This window comes from Rothia sp. HMSC061E04 (genome assembly GCF_001813685.1).
Lineage (GTDB): Bacteria > Actinomycetota > Actinomycetes > Actinomycetales > Micrococcaceae > Rothia > Rothia mucilaginosa.
This window is the reverse complement of sequence record NZ_KV813706.1, coordinates 443,945-460,879: the sequence shown is the minus strand read 5'-3', so window position 1 is coordinate 460,879 and position 16,935 is coordinate 443,945. Positions and strand designations below refer to the sequence as shown.

Below are 16,935 nucleotides of genomic sequence, written 5' to 3'. Positions count from 1 at the left end.
TCGAATAGTCCTCAGCGCTTGAGGTATCAACGCTTGAGTGCGTCTTCTCAAAGAACCCCTGTGTTCTCAGCGCTGTGTTCTCAGGGCTGTGTTCTCAGGGCTGTGTTCTTTGGGATGTCGCATTTTCGCATATCCGGCAACATTGACACGAGATTGCGGGAATAGCCGGTAGCCTCCACGCGTTATAGTGGCAGTAACAGAAATAACCCCGCCATCGAGGGGGGCACGCTGGGAACGAGCCCAGCCTCAACACCATCAACGAGAGGACCACATGAGCATCGAGAACGTAGAACGCATTGACGGCGTAGCACAATACGACCTCATCGTCATCGGCTCCGGATCCGGCAACACCCTCATCGGCCCCGAATGGGACGACAAGAAGGTCGCCCTCATCGACGGCGGCATCTTCGGCGGCACTTGCCTCAACGTTGGCTGCATCCCCACCAAGATGTACGTCTACCCGGCGACTATCGCGCAGAAGACCCGCGAGGTCAAGCACCTGGGCGTCGACGCGCACGTAGACGCCGTGCACTGGGCACAGATTCGTGACCGCATCTTTGCCTCCCGCATCGACCAGATCGCTGAGGGCGGCCGCGACTGGCGTGCCGGCCTGCCCAACGTCGACTTCTACGACCAGTACGCCCGCTTCGTAGGCTCCCACACCGTCGAGCTGACCGACGGCACCCGCCTGCAGGGCCGCCAGATTGTGATTGCGGCTGGTTCGCGCGCCGTGCTGCCTCCCGTTCCCGGTATCGACTCCTCCAAGGTCTACACCAACGACAATGTCATGCGCATGGACGAGCTACCCGCGCGCATGGTCGTCATCGGCGGCGGCGTGATTGCGGCAGAATTCTCCCACGTTTTCTCTGCATTCGGCACCGAAGTGACCCAGCTGAACCGCTCCTCCCGCCTGTTGCGCAACGTGGATGAAGAGGTCGTGGCACGCTTTGAAGAAGCCGCAAGCAAGCAGTGGAACATCGTCAAGGATGCGTCCCTCTCCGAGATTCGTGAGAACGCCGACGGCAGCGTGACCGTCGTAGCGAAGCGCACCACCGAGAACGGTGAAGAACTGCTCGAAATCCCGGCAGACGCTGTGCTCGTGGCTACGGGTCGCCGCCCCAACACCGACACCCTCAACGCGAAGAACTACTTCGACGTGCAGGACGGCGGTCAGCTCAGCGTCGATAAGCACCAGCGCGTGCTCTACAACGGTGCACCCGTACCCGGCGTCTACGCCCTCGGTGACGTGTCCAGCCGCTACCAGCTCAAGCACGTTGCAAACCACGAGGCCCGCGTTGTGCAGCACAACCTCAGCCACCCCGAGGACCTGCGTGCCAGTGACCACCGCTACGTACCCGCCGCGGTCTTCAGCAACCCGCAGATTGCCGTGGTCGGCATGACCGAAGAGCAGGCGCGCCAGGCCGCTGAGCGTGAAGGCTTTGAGATTACCGTCAAGGCACAGAACTTTGGCGACACCGCCTACGGCTGGGCAATGGAAGACAAGATTGGCCTGTGCAAGCTCATCGCCCGCAAGGACAACGGCGTGCTGCTCGGCGCACACCTGGTCGGTGAAGAGTCCTCCGTGCTCATCCAGCCGCTCCTGCAGGCAATGAGCTTCGGTATGGATGCGCGAACCCTCGCACGCGGCCAGTACTGGATCCACCCGGCACTGACCGAAATCGTTGAGAACGCGCTGCTCGGCCTGGAATTCGACGAGCCCGCAAACTAAGAATTCGCCATCTAACGACGGCTAGATAACGCCCGGAAGCCGAGGCATCTAGCGAACAAACAGAGAGGAGGGGGGTCGTACCGCTTAGGTACGACCCCCCTCCTCTCGTTAATGGTGGCCAGAGCCGGTTATGCGTTGTCGCTTTCAGGTTTCTTCTCAGCCTTCTTAGCTTCTGCCTTTTCAGCAGCAGCTTCTGCAGAAGAATCCTCAGCCTTTTCTGCCTTCTCAGCCTTATCTTCATGCGGCTTCTGCATCATTTCAGCGGTCTGTTCACGCAGCTCCTCAAACTTCTCAGCCGCCTGCTCACGCAACTCTGCAAGACGCTCCGCCTGGTGATCCGCGTACTCGTGCAGACGCTCAGCCGCCTGCTCACGCAGTTCAGCGAACTTTTCAGACTGCTCCGCTGCGTACTCCTGCAGACGAGCCAAAGAATCCGACGTGCTATCAGAAACCTTACCGTACATCTCATCCACGTAGGAGGAGAAATCCTGCAGAATCTTCGCGCGGCGCAGCTTCTGCGAAGGAGTCAGGTAACCATCTTCCTCGGTCAGGTCACGGTTCATGATGCGGAACTCGCGAATGCCCTCGGCACGGGAAACCAGCTGGTTCGCCTCGTCCACGAGCTTCTGAATTGCGGCACGAACCGCCGGGTGAACGGCAGCCTCCGGAATGGAGAGCGAACGCGGCAAGCCCAGGTGCTCCAACTGCTCGGGCAGGGTATCCGGATCCAGGGTCACCAGAGCCGCAATGAACGGCTTCTCATCGCCAACCAGCATCGCCTGAGAAACCAGGGGAGAAGTGCGCAAATGACCCTCCGCAATACCCGGAATCACGTTCTTACCGCCGGCGGTGACAATGATTTCCTTCTTACGGCCCACAATCTTCAGGTAGCCTCGTTCATCGAAACGAGCCAGGTCACCGGTACGGAACCAGCCGTCCTCGGTGAACGCATGAGCATCCTCCTCGGGGTTCTTGTAGTAGCTGCTAATCACGCCCACGCCACGAACCAGAAGCTCGCCGTCCTCAGCAATGTAGCCTTCGGAACCGGGGATGAGCGGGCCAATCATGCCAATCTGGTACGGGTCGATGCGGCCAGCCGCAATCGGGGCGCAGGTCTCGGTCAGGCCGTAACCCTCAACCACCTGCACACCCACCGCGTGGAAGAAGTGCGCCAGGCGCTCGCCGAGGGGGCCGCCGCCGGAGACCGCGTAACGCAGCTCGCCGCCCAGAGCCGACCGCAGCTTCGAGTAGACCAGCTTGTCGTACAGAGCGTACTGTGCCGCCAGCTTGACGGGCACGCGGCCCTCAACCTTTGCCTGCGACCAGCGCACCGCAATATCGGTGGAACGCTCAAAGAGAGCCTTATTGAACTTGCCGCCCTTAGCCGCCTTCGCCATGGCACCCTCGTACACCTTCTCAAAGACGCGGGGAACCACCAGCAGCATGGTCGGCTTGAAGCTATCCAAGTCAGCAGCCAGGTTCTTGATATTGGGGGAGTGGCCGATAACCAGGCCAGCGTCCAGTGCCAGCACCTGAATCAGACGCGCCAGAACGTGCGCCAGCGGCAAGAAAAGAATAGAGGAGTTACGCGAGTTTGCAATCTCAGTCTCTGCAAACTTAGTGTTGGCACTCAGGTTCAGGAAATGACCGTGAGTCAGCGCGCAACCCTTGGGGCGACCGGTCGTGCCGGAGGTGTACACAATGGTCGCGATGTCATCACAACCGGCGGCGGAACGTATCTGCTCCAGCTGCTCATCGCTCACCTCGGACGCGCGAGCGCTGAGGGTATCAAGGTCGCCGTTCTCAATGACCCAGCGGTGCTTGAGCTGGCACGGCTCAGACGTAGAAGCGGCGTATTCTTCAGCCTCAGCCACACGATTCAGGAGCTTCTCATCCTCGACGAAGATGGCGACAGCCTCAGAATGGGACAGAGCCCACGCAGCCTGGGCGGCAGCGTTCGTCTCATATACCGGCACAGAGACAGCGCCGGCATACCAAATCGCGAAGTCAATGACGGTCCACTCAAAACGGGTGCGGCTCATAATACCCACACGGTCACCCGGGCGGATACCAGCGGCAATCATGCCCTTAGCCAGGTCGGTCACCATCTGGTGGAATTGCTGGGAGTGAACCGGCTGCCAGTTACCCGGAGACATCTGACGGCGGTACAGCAACGGGTTGGAGCTATCGGCACGGTGGCGCTCAACAATGCTTGTCAGATTCAGTGAGGGGTCGACAATAACCTCAGCGGGAGTGGAGAAGACTTTCATAATGCGCCTTTCAAATCAGGGCGTGAGCCCGTGGCGGATCCGGTGCCGCGGGCTGTCCTCGATGGCCCAAGGAGCCGTAATATCTATCTGCTGTTCTACTCGCTACGGCGGGTGATGCTTACGCCAGTTGCAGCGAGCGGAGCCGCAGAACTAGTGGTTTAGGGATGCGACAAAAGCTTGGATGGCGGAGAGCAGATACTCTGCGTCATAGTCCAGAGTTGCCACATGGTAGCTACGGGTCAGCCACCTAAATTCTACAGGAACTGAACAATGTTCGAGAAAATATCTGTGGGAGCTATCCAACACAGTATGATCGCCCAGTGAACGCAAATACAGAACCGGCGACTTCAACTGCGGAATCAGAGCACGAGTCTCAGCACCCAAAAGATGCAACTGATGCACCGCCGCGGTCGGAACGAGAGAATACGCACCCTCGCTCACGCCCGGAACCGCAATATCGGAACCGATCGCCTTGAGTACCGGCAGAACCTTCGAGACCTTGCCGGCGTGGCGCATCATCGGGTTCACATCCACCATATAGGGGTTAATCAGCACTGTACCCGCCACCGGCAGACGCGCCGACAGGTGAGTCGCCACCGTACCGCCCATCGACATTCCGATGACCACCACCTGCAAGCCCTGATTGGTCAGGCGGCGGTACCCCCGCTCAGCAGAATCCAGCCACTGCTGGTACGTGCTATCACGCAAATCCTGCCAACGGGTCGCGTGCCCAGTCAGCACAGGCATCTCTACCGCATAACCGAGCTCCATAAAACGCTGAGCCACCGGGCGCATACTGTGCGGCGAACCCGTAAAACCATGCACCAGCAAAATACCCACGGAATGCTGCCCCGAATCAGGGGCAAAAGAAACAGGGGAGTGGTCGAATGCATCCTGCTCTTCCCCGAGGCGACGCGCCAAAGATTCCTTAACATTTTGGGTTGCAAGAAGCCTGCGCTCGCGAGCCTTACGCCGAATCCTTTTGACCGGTTCCAGCGAATTATCGAAAATGCTCATGGTCCTCCTTCGCCTACCTGCAGCACTATTAGCGTAGGCGAGGCTCTATAGCGTACCCCGACCGGCTACCACAGATACAGCACCGATGCTGGTATATCGCCCCCAGCGCACCCGATACACCGGTGCGCAGAAAAATCGTTCTCTTTCTTTTATTATCTCGCTACGCTCCAGACAAGATAGAATTGACCCGGGAATATTCAGAGAGGAGACCCCAATGCCTAACACCGCCCTCTATTCAACGCTCAAGGTTCTTGGCTCACCCCTGCTGCAGGGACTGTACCACCACGACGTGGTTGGCCTGGAAAACCTGCCCGAGGGGCCCTACATCGTCGCCAGCAACCACCTGGCATTCTGCGACTCCATTTTTATTCCTCTCGCCATGCCGCGCACCGTGAACTTCCTCGCCAAGAGCGACTACTTCACCACCCCCGGCGTGAAGGGTCGCGCCATGGCGGCGTTCTTCCGCAGCGTTGGCCAGCTTCCCATGGACCGCTCCGGCGGCCAGAAGAGCCAGGAATCCCTCAATGCCGGCGCGCAGGTCCTCAAGGACGGCGGCATCATCGGCATCTACCCCGAAGGCACTCGTAGCCCCGACGGACGCGGCTACCGCCCCAAGGTCGGTGTCGCCCGCCTCGCAGTTGAAGCAGGCGTGCCCGTAGTGCCCATCGGACAGATCGGTACCGACCTGATTCAGCCCTCCGGCTCGAACCGTATCCGTCTGCGCCACGACGGCAAGCCTATCCAGGTGCGTACCATTATCGGCAAGCCCCTCACCTTCGAGGAATACACCGACGGCTCAGACCTGAGCCACCGCGTTCAGCGTGAAATCGCCCACCGTATTGGCTCCGAGATTCGTGCCCTCAGCGGCCAGGAATACGTGGACGTGTACGCCGACCGCGTCAAGAAACTCATGGCTGATAAAAACATGAGCGCTGATGAGGCAGTCGCACACCTGCAGCACTAAACATTGAGACAGCACCCTGAGATAGCATCCTGAGACAGCACCCCGGGTGCGCACATACGCCAGATGCACACATACGCCAGAGGGCGGGATGCGGTACATGCCGCATCCCGCCCTTTCGTATGCGGCTCTGCAGCGGTGTATATCAACCCGCGTATCGCCGACACCGGGTGGCGCTATCTAAACATGTGAGATGTACCTGACTGCAGGGTTAGGTGTTGAAGCAAGCAAGAGTACAATTAGGTCTATTCGGCCTGAAGAATCGCAAGCCAGCACGCCGCACACGGCGCGCCGAACACCCGAAACGGCGGCTGAATCAGAAAACGCACAAGACCATCCCGATGGAGTGAAGATGAGCAACCAAAACCTCAGCACCTCGCAGGCCCCCGACCACGGCCTGGACACCTGGCGTCAGCTGCACATTGACCAGCAGCCCACCTGGAGCGAGCACGAAGATTTTGAGAGCACCATCGCCGAGCTGAACTCGGTACCGCCGCTCGTCTTCGCCGGTGAAGTCGACGCCATGCGCCAGGCACTCGGTGAGGTTGCTGAAGGCCGCGCATTCCTCCTGCAGGGCGGCGACTGCGCAGAAACCTTCGCGGGTGCAACCGCCGACAAGATCTCTGGCCGCGTCAAGACCATCCTGCAGATGTCTGCAGTGCTCACCTACGGCGCCTCCATGCCCGTGGTGAAGATGGGCCGTATGGCGGGCCAGTTCTCCAAGCCGCGCTCCGCAGACATGGAAACCCGCGGCGATGTCACCCTGCCCTCCTTCCGCGGCGAGACCGTCAACGGTTTCGACTTCACCCCCGAAGCCCGCGTACACGACCCCAAGCGTATGCTGCGCGGCTACCACACCAGCGCATCCACCCTGAACCTGGTGCGCGCCTTCACCAAGGGCGGCTTCGCAGACCTGCGCGCCGTACACCAGTGGAACCGCGGCTTCACCTCCAACCCCGCACACGAACGCTACGAGAAGACCGCCAACGAAATCGGCCGCGCCCTCAAGTTCATGGAAGCATGCGGCGTAAACTTCGAAGCCCTCAAGACCACCGACATGTACGTCGGCCACGAGGCACTCGTGCTGGACTACGAGCGTGCCCTCACCCGCATCGACTCGCGCACCCACCTGCCCTACGACACCTCCGCACACTTCCTGTGGATTGGCGAGCGCACCCGCGGCATCGACGATGCACACGTAGACTTCCTCTCCAAGGTCCGCAACCCCATCGGCGTGAAGCTGGGCCCGACCACCACCGCTGAGGATGCACTCGCACTGATCGACAAGCTCGACCCGAACCGCGAGCCCGGCCGCCTGACCTTCATCACCCGCATGGGTGCGAAGAATATCCGCGAGAAGCTGCCCGCAATCGTTGAGGGTGTGCAGGCTGAAGGCGCGAAGGTCGTCTGGGTTACCGACCCGATGCACGGCAACACTATCTCCGTGCCCTCCGGCTACAAGACCCGCCGCTTCGACGACGTGCTCGACGAGGTCCGCGGCTTCTTCGAGGTCCACGAGGCACTGGGTTCGTTCCCCGGCGGCATCCACGTGGAAATGACCGGCGACGACGTGACCGAGTGCCTGGGCGGCTCCGACGCTATCGACGAGGCAGCACTGGCTGACCGCTACGAGTCCCTGTGCGACCCGCGTCTGAACCACTCGCAGTCCCTGGAAATCGCGTTCCTGGTCTCCGAGTACCTCAAGAACCGCGCATAAAACGTTCATGCGCCTCGCCGTGCTAGTCGGTGAGAAATAGCAGAAAAAACAATGCCCGGGTCTTCATTCATCATGAATGAAGACCCGGGCATTGCGTTTAACCTGCGCACTGCAAAGACGAGGACAGAGTGCACAGACGAGGACAGAGTGCTTGGGGGACACTACTAGAAGGTCAGGAACGCCTCAATATTGTGCCACCACTGCGACTGCACCAGTGAGGTCGCAAGCCACCAACCGGTAAAGCTCGAACACATGCCCAGCAGAATCAGCGCCAGAGCCCAACCGCCCACCGCCATACCGGAAGGCGGGGTCCTAAACTGCTTGGCGGGCAGGCGAGGATCCTTCTGCGAAGACTGCTCGGACTCCTGAGAAGAAGCGACCTCCTCTGCCGGTGAAGCCTCAGCTGCGCTCGCCGACCCCTTAGACTTCGAACGGCGCGCACCCGAGGGGCTCAACGAACGCTCCGCATGAATCGGGGCGTACTCGCCATGAGCTGAGATGAACTCCTGTTCCGTCTGCGGGCCAATGCCGACGGACTGAGTGAGCGAGCCTTTTGTTGCGGAGGCGCGGCGGCCCATGAACGAGCCCAGACCGCGCTTGCCGGACTTACCCTTTGAGCCTTCCTGTTCCTGATCGGGGTCAGATTCGTCATTATCGGAGGCGGAACGCACCAACGGTGGAATGCCCTGGCGGTTCAGCACGGAGTCCTCAGCATCCACGTCGGCAAGGTGCACGCCCTGACCCGCTGCCGAGGCATCGTACACGAGGCTGTCGGGGGAGTACACATCGTAGGCGAGCAGATCGCGGGCATCGCTAAACGCGCTAATCGGGGTGTTACGCACCATCTGCGCGGCACCGCTACGCTCCGCAATATCGGCAACAGCCTCCCATAGAGGAAGCTCCGGCTCCGGGCACGAGGGCGCGCGCCAAGCACGCTCAGACTCACCCAACGACTCAGAAATCTCCAGCAGAGCCGTGAACAGCTCGGTCGCATCCTCCGGGCGGGCGTGAGGCTGCTTGCGGGTACACCACGAAATCAGCCCCGCAATGTCGCGGTCCGCACCCGGCACCACATCGGTCAGCGCGGGCATCTCAATATTGGCGTTGTGGTAGAGCACCTGCTGGTCGTTCTCCAAACCCACAAAGGGCAGACGACCTGAAAGCATGCGGTACATCATCACGCCGAGCGCAAAAATATCGGCTTGCGCGCCGACCTTCACCTTCGGGTCCAGAACCTCCGGCGCCACGTAGGCGGGGGTGCCCATGGGGGCACCCGCATCCACCTGATCGTCACGGCGGGAGAGACCAAAGTCCGTCAGCTTCACCTGGCCGTTAGCGTCGAGAAGAATATTGCCCGGCTTAATATCGCCGTGCAGATAGCGGTTAGCGTGCACCTCCGAGAGTGCCTCCACCACCGGAATGAGGATATCCAGAGCCTCACCCAGCGAGAGGGCATTACGCACACGCAGCAGCTGGCTCAGCGTACAACCGTGCACGTACTCGAGCACGATATACATGACCATCTGACCCGAAAAATATTCGGTACCCGATGAAATCACACCCACCGTATGCCCGCCGCCACCCACCTGGCGCATCGAGCGCTCCTCACGGTGGAACTTCTGACGGTTCGCTGCATCCTCAGCCAGAGCGGGGGAGAGAACCTTGAGCGCAACCGGGTTATTCGACCACAGGTCCAGCGCATAATACACTTCGCTCATGCCGCCGCGGCCAATAAGCGAACCCACCTGGTAGTGACCCTCAATAATGGCGCCACTGAGCCACTGCGAAGAACCAATAGCGGTATCCGGGGCAGCGGGACGAGTGGCGGGAGGAACAGAAGTATTTGCAGAAGAACGAGGGTTCACGGGAGAAATCCGGCGTGGGCTGGGAGTATTCATACGTCTCAACATTTTAGCCCGCCCACCTGGGCAGAAGCGATGCCAAAGGGCGCCGAGCAGGTGAACACTCAGCGAATTCTTACAAAGTGCCGGTGGACCCGACTCCAACGCAAGAACCGCCGGCAACGCGCAAAAAAGAAAGGTGCGTAGGAGAGCTCCCGCTCCAGATGCGGGTCAAAAGTGGTAAATACGTGCCAGCTCTGGCACTCTTAAAAGGTGACTAACGAAAATATTGCTCAGACCTTCGCCCTCGTCGGCGATTGGGTAACCATCCCCGAAATTGCGCAGGCCCTCGACCTGAAGGTGACCCGCGTTCACAACCTGATTTCTGACGGTACGCTCATCGCGCTGCGCGACCCGGAAACCAACGTGCGCAAGGTACCCGCACTGTTCATGAACGGTTCGCGAGTACTCGAATCCCTCAAGGGCACCCTCGCGGTCCTGAAGGATGCCGGCTTCAGCGATGAAGAAGCTATCGTGTGGCTGTACACCAGCGACGAGTCCCTGCCCGGCCGTCCCATCGACGCGCTGATTGACGGTCGTAAGACTGAGATCCGTCGCCGTGCGCAGGCACTGGCTTGGTAATCTGGCTCGGTAATAGCGGCTCAGAACTATAGCTAAATACGTTGAGGCGGCATACTCCGGTATGCCGCCTCAACTTGTTTAACGTTCTAACTGCGTTGAACCTCTACGCCTTACGACGCAGGGCATCTACGCCTTGCGACGCAGTGCACGGCCCACGATATCGGTCAGCGCCGCATACGTCAGCTCGTCCAGGTTCATCGCCTCCAGCGCCTCAAACACAGCCTGAGACTTCTGCTCAATCAGCTGCTCATGCTTGGCGAAAGCGCCCGAAGAAACCATCAGCTCACGGATGCGCTCCACCTGCTCATCACTCAGCTCGGGGTTGCCCAAGCTATTGTGCAGAAGCGCTGCGTCCTGCTCGTCGAGGGCAGCGGAGGTGAGCGCCACCAGCACGGTACGCTTACCCTCACGCAGGTCATCGCCAGCAGGCTTACCGGTTACCTCGGGCTGGCCGAAGACGCCCAGCTCGTCATCACGCAGCTGGAAGCCCTCACCCAGCGGCAGGCCGAACGCACGGTAACCGGCAAGTACCGGGTGCTGCTCGCTCACGGCACCGGCACCGCTCTCCAGCGCGGCAGCCTGCAGAGCCAGAGCACCACCAATCGTGAAGGGGTGCTCGCACGAGTACTTGGCAGACTTGAAACGAATCACGTTCAAGGCACGCTGCAGAGCCGCCTGAGCGTCCTCGGTTTCAAGAACCTCGGAGTAGACGTCCAGGTACTGACCCGCCAGAACTTCGGTGCGCATCCGGTCAAAAATAGTGCGCGCAGGGGCGCTATAAATCGCTCCCTCACCCAGGGACGCGAAAACCTTGGCAGACCACGCCAGGGTCAGATCGCCGGCAAGAATACCGCCGGTCAGACCGTAGTTGAAAACATCACCGCGCCAACTATTCTGCTCGTGCGCCGCTTCGAAACGCTTGTGCACGGAGGGAGCGCCGCGGCGGGTATCGGAGCGGTCGATAATGTCGTCGTGGATCAGCGCGGAGGTCTGGAACAGCTCCACCGCCATGCCGGCCTTCACAATAGACCAGGATGCGCGGTTCTCGGTTACGGGTGCGCCGCCGGCACCTCGCCAACCCCAGTAGCTCAGCAGGGCACGCAGGCGCTTGCCGCCGGTGGAGAGGGATTCAATAGCCTCCAGCAGGGGTAGAGTCTCAGAAGAAATGCCCTCGAGTAGCTCGCGCTGGCGGGTAAAAAACTCAGCCATGAGAGTGTCAAAAGCGTGCAGGTAGGCTCGCTGCTCTTCAGCAATACGCTCGGCGAGGTGCGCAGAATCCGCCGGGATATTCGGTGCCGCTACTGTGAGGCTCTCGGTCGCCTGGGGAGTGGGTGCTCCGGAAGGAGAAGGGGGAGTCATACTATCCTCGCTGATGGTCGCTATGTACGGTCCTGATGCCGTGCGGTGTGCACTTCTTCTAGCTTAGTGGAGAAAAGCCCAAGAGAACGTATTTACGAACACGTTTACGATATATTGCCCCTATTGTTCGTAGAAATGTGCTATATTTTCGGTAGGTGGGCGGAATCGCGATGAGAGGAGGCGACATGGGGCAGACGCGAACCGGCAAGAACAGCGGCGCAAGGAATGGCCGCGTCATTATGCACCTGGACATGGACGCTTTCTTCGTCAACGTCGAACTCCTCGAAAACCCCGCTCTGCGCGGCGAACCCATTATCGTGGCGCCCCTGGGCCCCCGCTCGGTCGTATGCTCCGCCTCCTACGAGGCGCGCGCCCACGGAGTGCACTCCGGCATGCCGCTCAGTCGCGCCCGGAACCTCAGTCCCAACGCCACCGTCCTGCCGCTGCGTGGCGACTACCGGCACTACTCCCGCGCCGTCATGGCAATCCTTCACGATCTGAGCCCCTACGTTGAGCAGGTCAGCGTGGATGAAGCCTTCGTAGACCTCACCGGCGCCTACCTGCACGGCCAAGACCCCGTCGCCCTGGCGCAGCGTGCTCGCGACCGCATCGCGCAGGAGTTCTCCCTGCCCTCCTCCGCGGGGGTGGCGCCCAATAAACTGCTCGCCAAAATGGCGTCCACCGGCAGTAAACCGAATGGGCTGTGGGTCATTCCACCCGAGCGCGTTCAAGAATTTCTTGACCCGAGAAAAGTCTCCGACCTGTGGGGAGTGGGTGCGAAGAGTACCGAGCAGCTCTCCCGATACGGTATTCACACCATCGCCCAGATGAGGTCCATGAGCCTGGACTGGCTCAAAGAACGCTTCGGCACTGCCCCGGGCGAGCACCTCTGGGCCATGGCGCGCGGTATTGACGAACGCCCCGTGATCACCGAACGTGAAGAGAAAAGCATGGGCGGCGAGCACACCTTCGAGACGGATACGACCGATGCCCAGGAGGTGAGTGCTGCTATTCGGGAGCTGAGTCTCAAACTGGGAAAGCGTCTGCGATCTGCCGGGAAACTCGCCGGAGGGATCAGCCTCAAAATCCGCTACAACACCTTCGAAACGCACACCCGCGCTATCCCCCTAAACGTGCCCGTGGACTCCGGTATGCAGATTGCTTCCCTGGCTCTGGAAGCCCTGCGAGCCGATGAAATTCTGGTGGGTCAGGAGGCGCCACGCGCCCTGCGGCTCATCGGAGTGCGCGCCGAAAAGCTCGCCCGCACCGAAGACGGGGTGCAACAAACCCTCTTCGACTCCATCGAGAGCGGGGCAAACCCACGCTCTGCACAAACCGCCTCAGCACAAACCGCTTCCTCACAACGAGGCGGCGGGGGAGCGGACAATAGCCCGCAGAACGGTACTCGCTCGGGAGCTGGCGCTCACTCGGGGTCCGGTGCCCGCCTCGTGAAGAGCGGCAGATGGTCCGAGGTTGAGCACGTCATGGACGCCATTCATCGCAAGTACTCGCAGGAAAGCCTCAAACCAGCCTCCGGGGTGGCGGTGCCGGATCAAAAGGCCGAGTAAACGGCTGAGTAAAAGGCTGTGCAAAAGACTGAGGGAGGGAAGAGGGGAAGCATCGCAGAAAGAGTAGCGCCCTCCATAGAAGACCTTAAGGTACTTCTGCCTGAAAAAGAATGCGCCAACCCCACCCGGCGGGGTACGATGGGAAGCGTACGACGGGAAGAAGCGCTCACCGCGCCAGCTGGTACACCAGCTAACCCTGCTGATACGAACGTCATCTTGAGTAGAGACACCTCAAAGGAGAAAAACGATGGCACTGTCCGAGCGTGAACAGAAGGTTCTGGACCAGCTCGAAGAACTCATGAGCAATGAGGATCCGCACTTTGCCTCCTCCATGTCCTCAACTGGCAATACTGCGCCGGTCTTTAGTGCTCGCCACCTGGCTCTCGGTATTCTCTTCGTTCTTATCGGTCTGGGCATCATTATCGGTGCGGTCGCATCTAATATGATCTGGCTGGGCGTATTCGGCTTCCTCTTCGCAGCGGGTGGCGTGTACTTTGCGACCACCAGCAAGAAGACCCCGGTCGACTCCTTCCTCGGCGGTAAGGCAGAGGGCGCAGCTCGCGTGCGTCAGCGCGAGCAGAAGGAACGGTCTTCCTTCATGAACCGCCTCGAAGACCGCTGGGACGAGCGTAATAACGGTCAGTTCTAGAGCATTCAGGACGCAGAAACTTTGCGGCCTAGCTTTTAGGGCTGCCCCCGATGCGAACATCTCAAAACTCAAGACCGATCAAGCGGAGGTAAGAATTCTCTTACCTCCGCTTTCTCGTGCCCATTTATGCCCCAAGTTCCGGGCGCCGGGCGTTACGCCCCGAACCATGGACATACCTGAGCCTCTTCGAAGTAGGCAATCTGAGGGCGGCACGCTGAGCAGGAGCACACCCGAAGCTGTGCAGAAGATATGCGTAAGCGTTAAAAATGCAGAAGAGAGCATAAAAACACTAAAAGATACTCTGCCGGGTGGGGTAGGTGGTGGAAAGTGGGGTAAAGTGGAGGGGAAAGCTGAAAGTCAGTCCTATCGTCGTGCCCTCAAGCAACCGACGAAGGTGCAGGGCCCGGCACACCCCGCCACCGGCACCTACAGGATTCGTGGAGCAACCACGCTCCCGCAGGCTTCAGCACATCGGCACACATCAGGGGCACACATCGGGGAGGTGAAGTGAATGTTCTTAGGTACCTACTCACCACGAATGGACGCCAAAGGACGCATCATTCTTCCCGCCAAATTCCGTGAGGAACTCTCAGCAGGCCTCGTTCTGACCCGCGGTCAAGAACGATGCCTGTACGTTTTCCCCGCCGCAGAATTTGAACGCATCCACGAACGGATGCGCACCGCGCCCCTGCCGGGACGAGCCGCCCGAGACTTCCTGCGAGTCTTCCTCTCAGGAGCCTCAGACGAACTGCCTGACAAGCAGGGACGCATCACCATCCCGCCGATACTGCGCCAATACGCAGGACTGACAGGCAACCTCGTCGTCATCGGATCCGGTACCCGCGCAGAAATCTGGGACGCCGTAGCCTGGGAAGAATACCTCGTCCGCACCGAAGCTGAATTTGCCTCCCTCGACGAGGACCCGTTCAGTCCGCTACTCTAACCGGCATCCCGCCGGTGCGACGGCTACCGCCCTGGCATCTCTAGCACCCGCACCACTCTTCCGTAAGCCTTCCCAGCCTTCCCGCAGGACAAACTCTCACAGGAGCACCCATGAGCGTAGACCACGCCCCCGAAACCGGTACGACCGCATCCGGCGCTGCCACCAAGGTCACCGGCGCATCCATTGAGAACCTCTCCCAGCGTGAAGCCAGCGAACGTCACGTGCCCGTCATGCTGGACCGCTGTATTAACCTGCTGGCACCCGGCATTGAACGCGCCGTTGAGGAGCGCGGCACCGCCTACGTTATTGATGGCACCCTCGGTATGGGCGGTCACTCCGAGGCGCTGCTTGAACGCTTCGAAAACCTTGTGCTGATCGGTATTGACCGCGACCTGCAGGCGCACGCCATCGCCGGTGAACGCCTGGCGCGCTTCGGTGACCGCTTCGTACCCGTGCACGCCGTCTACGATGAAATTGACCGCGCCATGGAAACCGCCGGCGTGCAGGGAATTGATGGCATCCTGATGGACCTGGGTGTCTCCTCTATGCAGTTGGACGAACGCACCCGCGGCTTCGCCTACTCCTACGACGCTCCCCTGGACATGCGCATGAACTCCGAAGACGAGCTCACCGCCCGCATCGTCGTCAACGAATACAGCGAAGACCAGCTGCGCCGCATTATCCGCAACTGGGGCGAAGAGAAGTTCGCATCGCGTATCGCCCGCGCCATCTGCACCGCCCGCGCCAACGCGCCCCTGGAAACCACCGGTGAGCTCGTACGCATTATCCAGAAGGCTGTGCCCGTCGCCGCGCAGCGCACCGGTGGACACCCCGCCAAGCGCACCTTCCAGGCGTTGCGTATCGAAGTGAACCACGAACTGGAAGCCCTCGAACGCGCCGTACCGGCAGCCCTGGAGGCGCTCAACCTCGGCGGCCGATTTGTCGCCATGAGCTACCACAGCCTCGAAGACAAAATCGTCAAGAGGGCACTGACCGCGGAGGCAACCTCCAAGGCACCCAAGGGCTTCCCGGTAGAGCTTGAAGAGCACAAGCCCACCGTCAAAATCATTACCCGCGGCGCCGAACCGCCTACCGACGAGGAAATTGAACAGAACTCTCGCGCCGCCAGCGCCAAGCTACGCGCCGCCGAGAAGATCCGCATCCCCGCCAAGTAGAAGACAGAAAGCGAAGAAGAGTGAGCACCCAGCACGCATCCCAGCGCCCCACCCGCACCCAGGGCGCCCCGCGGAGTCGACGCGCCGGTTCCTCGCGCCCTGCCGCCGGCACCCCCGGCGCCGTTGGCTCTACCCGCGCATCCTCTACTGGCGGCTCTACCGGGGCGAGCCGCGCCTCCACCCGAGCACACTCCGGCCGCACCCGCACCGCGCGTCTGGAGCCGGTCACCGCCTCCCAGCCGGTGGTCCGCCCCGTCAGCACCGCCGCATCTCACGGCGGTAAGCGCACCTCAACGAACGCGAGCCGTGTGCCCTCGAGCGTCCGTGCAGCAGCACGCACCGAAGAGACCCGAGAAGAGAAGCCTAAGCAGCGTAACCCGCTGTCCACTGTGCGCCGCCGAGCCCGTAAGCTCAGCCCGCCCACCATGCTCGCTGTTTTTGCGGCAATTCCGCTGACCCTGATTTTTATTCTGCTGCTCAACGTACTGATCGTGACCCGCCAGTACGACATGGTGGATTTGCGCGCGCAGGAGCAGCAGCTTGTGCAAGAAAATCAGGCGCTGCAGCAGGAGATTGGCTTCAAGGAAGCCCCGCAGGATTTGGCGATTCGAGCAAGTACCCTGGGCATGTTTGTGAGCTCTTCGCAGGCGACCCTGAACTTGCAGTCCTCCACGATTGAGGGCACCCCCGCCCCGGCTGCAAGCCCCACCGGTATTGAAGGATCCAAGCAGGAGAACCTGATTTCGCCGCCGGCAGCGGGTTCGGAAGAAAGCTACGCCAAGGGCATTGTGGATGCTGACAAGTCTGTTCAGCAGCGACACAGCCAGGCGAGCGCTACGGCAAAGGCATCTGCAAGCGCCTCGGCAAGCCCCGCGCAGCAGGCTAACCCCGCCCAGCAGGCTAACCCCGCACCGGCGAATAGCGCACCTGCTAGCCCCGCCGCATCTGCTGCACCGAGCGCCGCTCAGCAACCCAGCCCTGCCGCTAGCCCCGCGGCAAGCCAGGCTGCACGATAAACACCATTGACCACAGGATGCACAGCATCACCGATAGACTAGACCAGC

The 16,935-nt window shown here is 60.7% G+C and carries 13 protein-coding genes; 9 read left to right on the top strand and 4 right to left on the bottom strand.

Going from position 1 to position 16,935, the window contains the following annotated elements; translation table 11 throughout:
- The first annotated feature begins 271 nt into the window (after positions 1–271).
- Positions 272–1,729, top strand: coding sequence for a mycothione reductase (locus tag HMPREF2927_RS08640; protein ID WP_070687172.1), 1,458 nt, complete (start codon positions 272–274; stop codon positions 1,727–1,729).
- Positions 1,730–1,857: 128 nt separating this feature from the next.
- On the opposite strand, the gene HMPREF2927_RS08635 is transcribed toward HMPREF2927_RS08640, so the two are convergent.
- Both HMPREF2927_RS08635 and HMPREF2927_RS08630 read right to left on the bottom strand, forming a co-directional pair.
- Positions 1,858–3,999 carry an AMP-binding protein gene (locus tag HMPREF2927_RS08635; RefSeq protein WP_070687170.1) on the bottom strand — a complete coding sequence of 714 codons (2,142 nt, stop codon included), beginning with the start codon at positions 3,997–3,999 and terminating at the stop codon, positions 1,858–1,860.
- 150 nt (positions 4,000–4,149) lie between these two features.
- Complete coding sequence (locus tag HMPREF2927_RS08630) at positions 4,150–5,016, bottom strand: alpha/beta hydrolase (RefSeq protein ID WP_070687168.1); 867 nt, start codon at positions 5,014–5,016, stop codon at positions 4,150–4,152.
- Positions 5,017–5,230: 214 nt separating this feature from the next.
- Here HMPREF2927_RS08630 and HMPREF2927_RS08625 point away from each other — a divergent pair, with 214 nt between their 5' ends.
- Together HMPREF2927_RS08625 and HMPREF2927_RS08620 are read left to right on the top strand one after the other, a co-directional pair.
- Positions 5,231–5,980, top strand: coding sequence for a lysophospholipid acyltransferase family protein (locus HMPREF2927_RS08625; protein ID WP_070687166.1), 750 nt, complete (start codon positions 5,231–5,233; stop codon positions 5,978–5,980).
- 349 nt (positions 5,981–6,329) lie between these two features.
- A complete protein-coding gene (locus tag HMPREF2927_RS08620) occupies positions 6,330–7,694 on the top strand; it encodes a class II 3-deoxy-7-phosphoheptulonate synthase (RefSeq protein WP_070687164.1) in 1,365 nt (454 codons plus the stop codon).
- A gap of 164 nt (positions 7,695–7,858) precedes the next feature.
- Here HMPREF2927_RS08620 and HMPREF2927_RS08615 read toward each other — a convergent pair whose 3' ends face one another.
- Positions 7,859–9,559 carry a serine/threonine protein kinase gene (locus HMPREF2927_RS08615; protein ID WP_246827401.1) on the bottom strand — a complete coding sequence of 567 codons (1,701 nt, stop codon included), beginning with the start codon at positions 9,557–9,559 and terminating at the stop codon, positions 7,859–7,861.
- 249 nt (positions 9,560–9,808) lie between these two features.
- Between HMPREF2927_RS08615 and HMPREF2927_RS08610 the strand changes: the two genes are divergently transcribed.
- Complete coding sequence (locus HMPREF2927_RS08610; protein ID WP_070687160.1) at positions 9,809–10,177, top strand: Rv2175c family DNA-binding protein; 369 nt, start codon at positions 9,809–9,811, stop codon at positions 10,175–10,177.
- A 126-nt stretch (positions 10,178–10,303) separates the two neighbouring features.
- On the opposite strand, the gene HMPREF2927_RS08605 is transcribed toward HMPREF2927_RS08610, so the two are convergent.
- Complete coding sequence (locus tag HMPREF2927_RS08605; RefSeq protein ID WP_070687158.1) at positions 10,304–11,536, bottom strand: polyprenyl synthetase family protein; 1,233 nt, start codon at positions 11,534–11,536, stop codon at positions 10,304–10,306.
- Between the two features lie 185 nt (positions 11,537–11,721).
- Here HMPREF2927_RS08605 and dinB point away from each other — a divergent pair, with 185 nt between their 5' ends.
- The 5 genes from dinB to HMPREF2927_RS08580 all read left to right on the top strand — a co-directional run bounded on the left by dinB (position 11,722) and on the right by HMPREF2927_RS08580 (position 16,887).
- On the top strand, positions 11,722–13,104 hold the full coding sequence (gene dinB, locus HMPREF2927_RS08600; protein WP_070687156.1) for a DNA polymerase IV: 1,383 nt from the start codon (positions 11,722–11,724) through the stop codon (positions 13,102–13,104).
- 247 nt (positions 13,105–13,351) lie between these two features.
- Positions 13,352–13,753, top strand: coding sequence for a DUF3040 domain-containing protein (locus HMPREF2927_RS08595; RefSeq protein WP_005506566.1), 402 nt, complete (start codon positions 13,352–13,354; stop codon positions 13,751–13,753).
- A gap of 511 nt (positions 13,754–14,264) precedes the next feature.
- A complete protein-coding gene (gene mraZ, locus HMPREF2927_RS08590) occupies positions 14,265–14,696 on the top strand; it encodes a division/cell wall cluster transcriptional repressor MraZ (RefSeq protein ID WP_070687154.1) in 432 nt (143 codons plus the stop codon).
- A 110-nt stretch (positions 14,697–14,806) separates the two neighbouring features.
- Positions 14,807–15,871, top strand: coding sequence for a 16S rRNA (cytosine(1402)-N(4))-methyltransferase RsmH (gene rsmH, locus HMPREF2927_RS08585; protein WP_070687152.1), 1,065 nt, complete (start codon positions 14,807–14,809; stop codon positions 15,869–15,871).
- A gap of 20 nt (positions 15,872–15,891) precedes the next feature.
- Positions 15,892–16,887 (top strand): cell division protein FtsL, encoded by a 996-nt coding sequence (locus HMPREF2927_RS08580; RefSeq protein ID WP_070687150.1) that lies wholly within the window; start codon positions 15,892–15,894, stop codon positions 16,885–16,887.
- The last annotated feature ends 48 nt before the right edge of the window (positions 16,888–16,935 follow it).

What these genes read in the sequence shown, in the direction of transcription:
- HMPREF2927_RS08640 (WP_070687172.1), top strand. Translation starts at nt 272, where the DNA reads ATGAGCATCGAGAACGTAGAACGCATTGACGGCGTAGCACAATACGAC.
- HMPREF2927_RS08635 (WP_070687170.1), bottom strand. Translation starts at nt 3,999, where the DNA reads ATGAAAGTCTTCTCCACTCCCGCTGAGGTTATTGTCGACCCCTCACTG.
- HMPREF2927_RS08630 (WP_070687168.1), bottom strand. Translation starts at nt 5,016, where the DNA reads ATGAGCATTTTCGATAATTCGCTGGAACCGGTCAAAAGGATTCGGCGT.
- HMPREF2927_RS08625 (WP_070687166.1), top strand. Translation starts at nt 5,231, where the DNA reads ATGCCTAACACCGCCCTCTATTCAACGCTCAAGGTTCTTGGCTCACCC.
- HMPREF2927_RS08620 (WP_070687164.1), top strand. Translation starts at nt 6,330, where the DNA reads ATGAGCAACCAAAACCTCAGCACCTCGCAGGCCCCCGACCACGGCCTG.
- HMPREF2927_RS08605 (WP_070687158.1), bottom strand. Translation starts at nt 11,536, where the DNA reads ATGACTCCCCCTTCTCCTTCCGGAGCACCCACTCCCCAGGCGACCGAG.
- dinB (WP_070687156.1), top strand. Translation starts at nt 11,722, where the DNA reads ATGGGGCAGACGCGAACCGGCAAGAACAGCGGCGCAAGGAATGGCCGC.
- HMPREF2927_RS08595 (WP_005506566.1), top strand. Translation starts at nt 13,352, where the DNA reads ATGGCACTGTCCGAGCGTGAACAGAAGGTTCTGGACCAGCTCGAAGAA.
- mraZ (WP_070687154.1), top strand. Translation starts at nt 14,265, where the DNA reads ATGTTCTTAGGTACCTACTCACCACGAATGGACGCCAAAGGACGCATC.
- rsmH (WP_070687152.1), top strand. Translation starts at nt 14,807, where the DNA reads ATGAGCGTAGACCACGCCCCCGAAACCGGTACGACCGCATCCGGCGCT.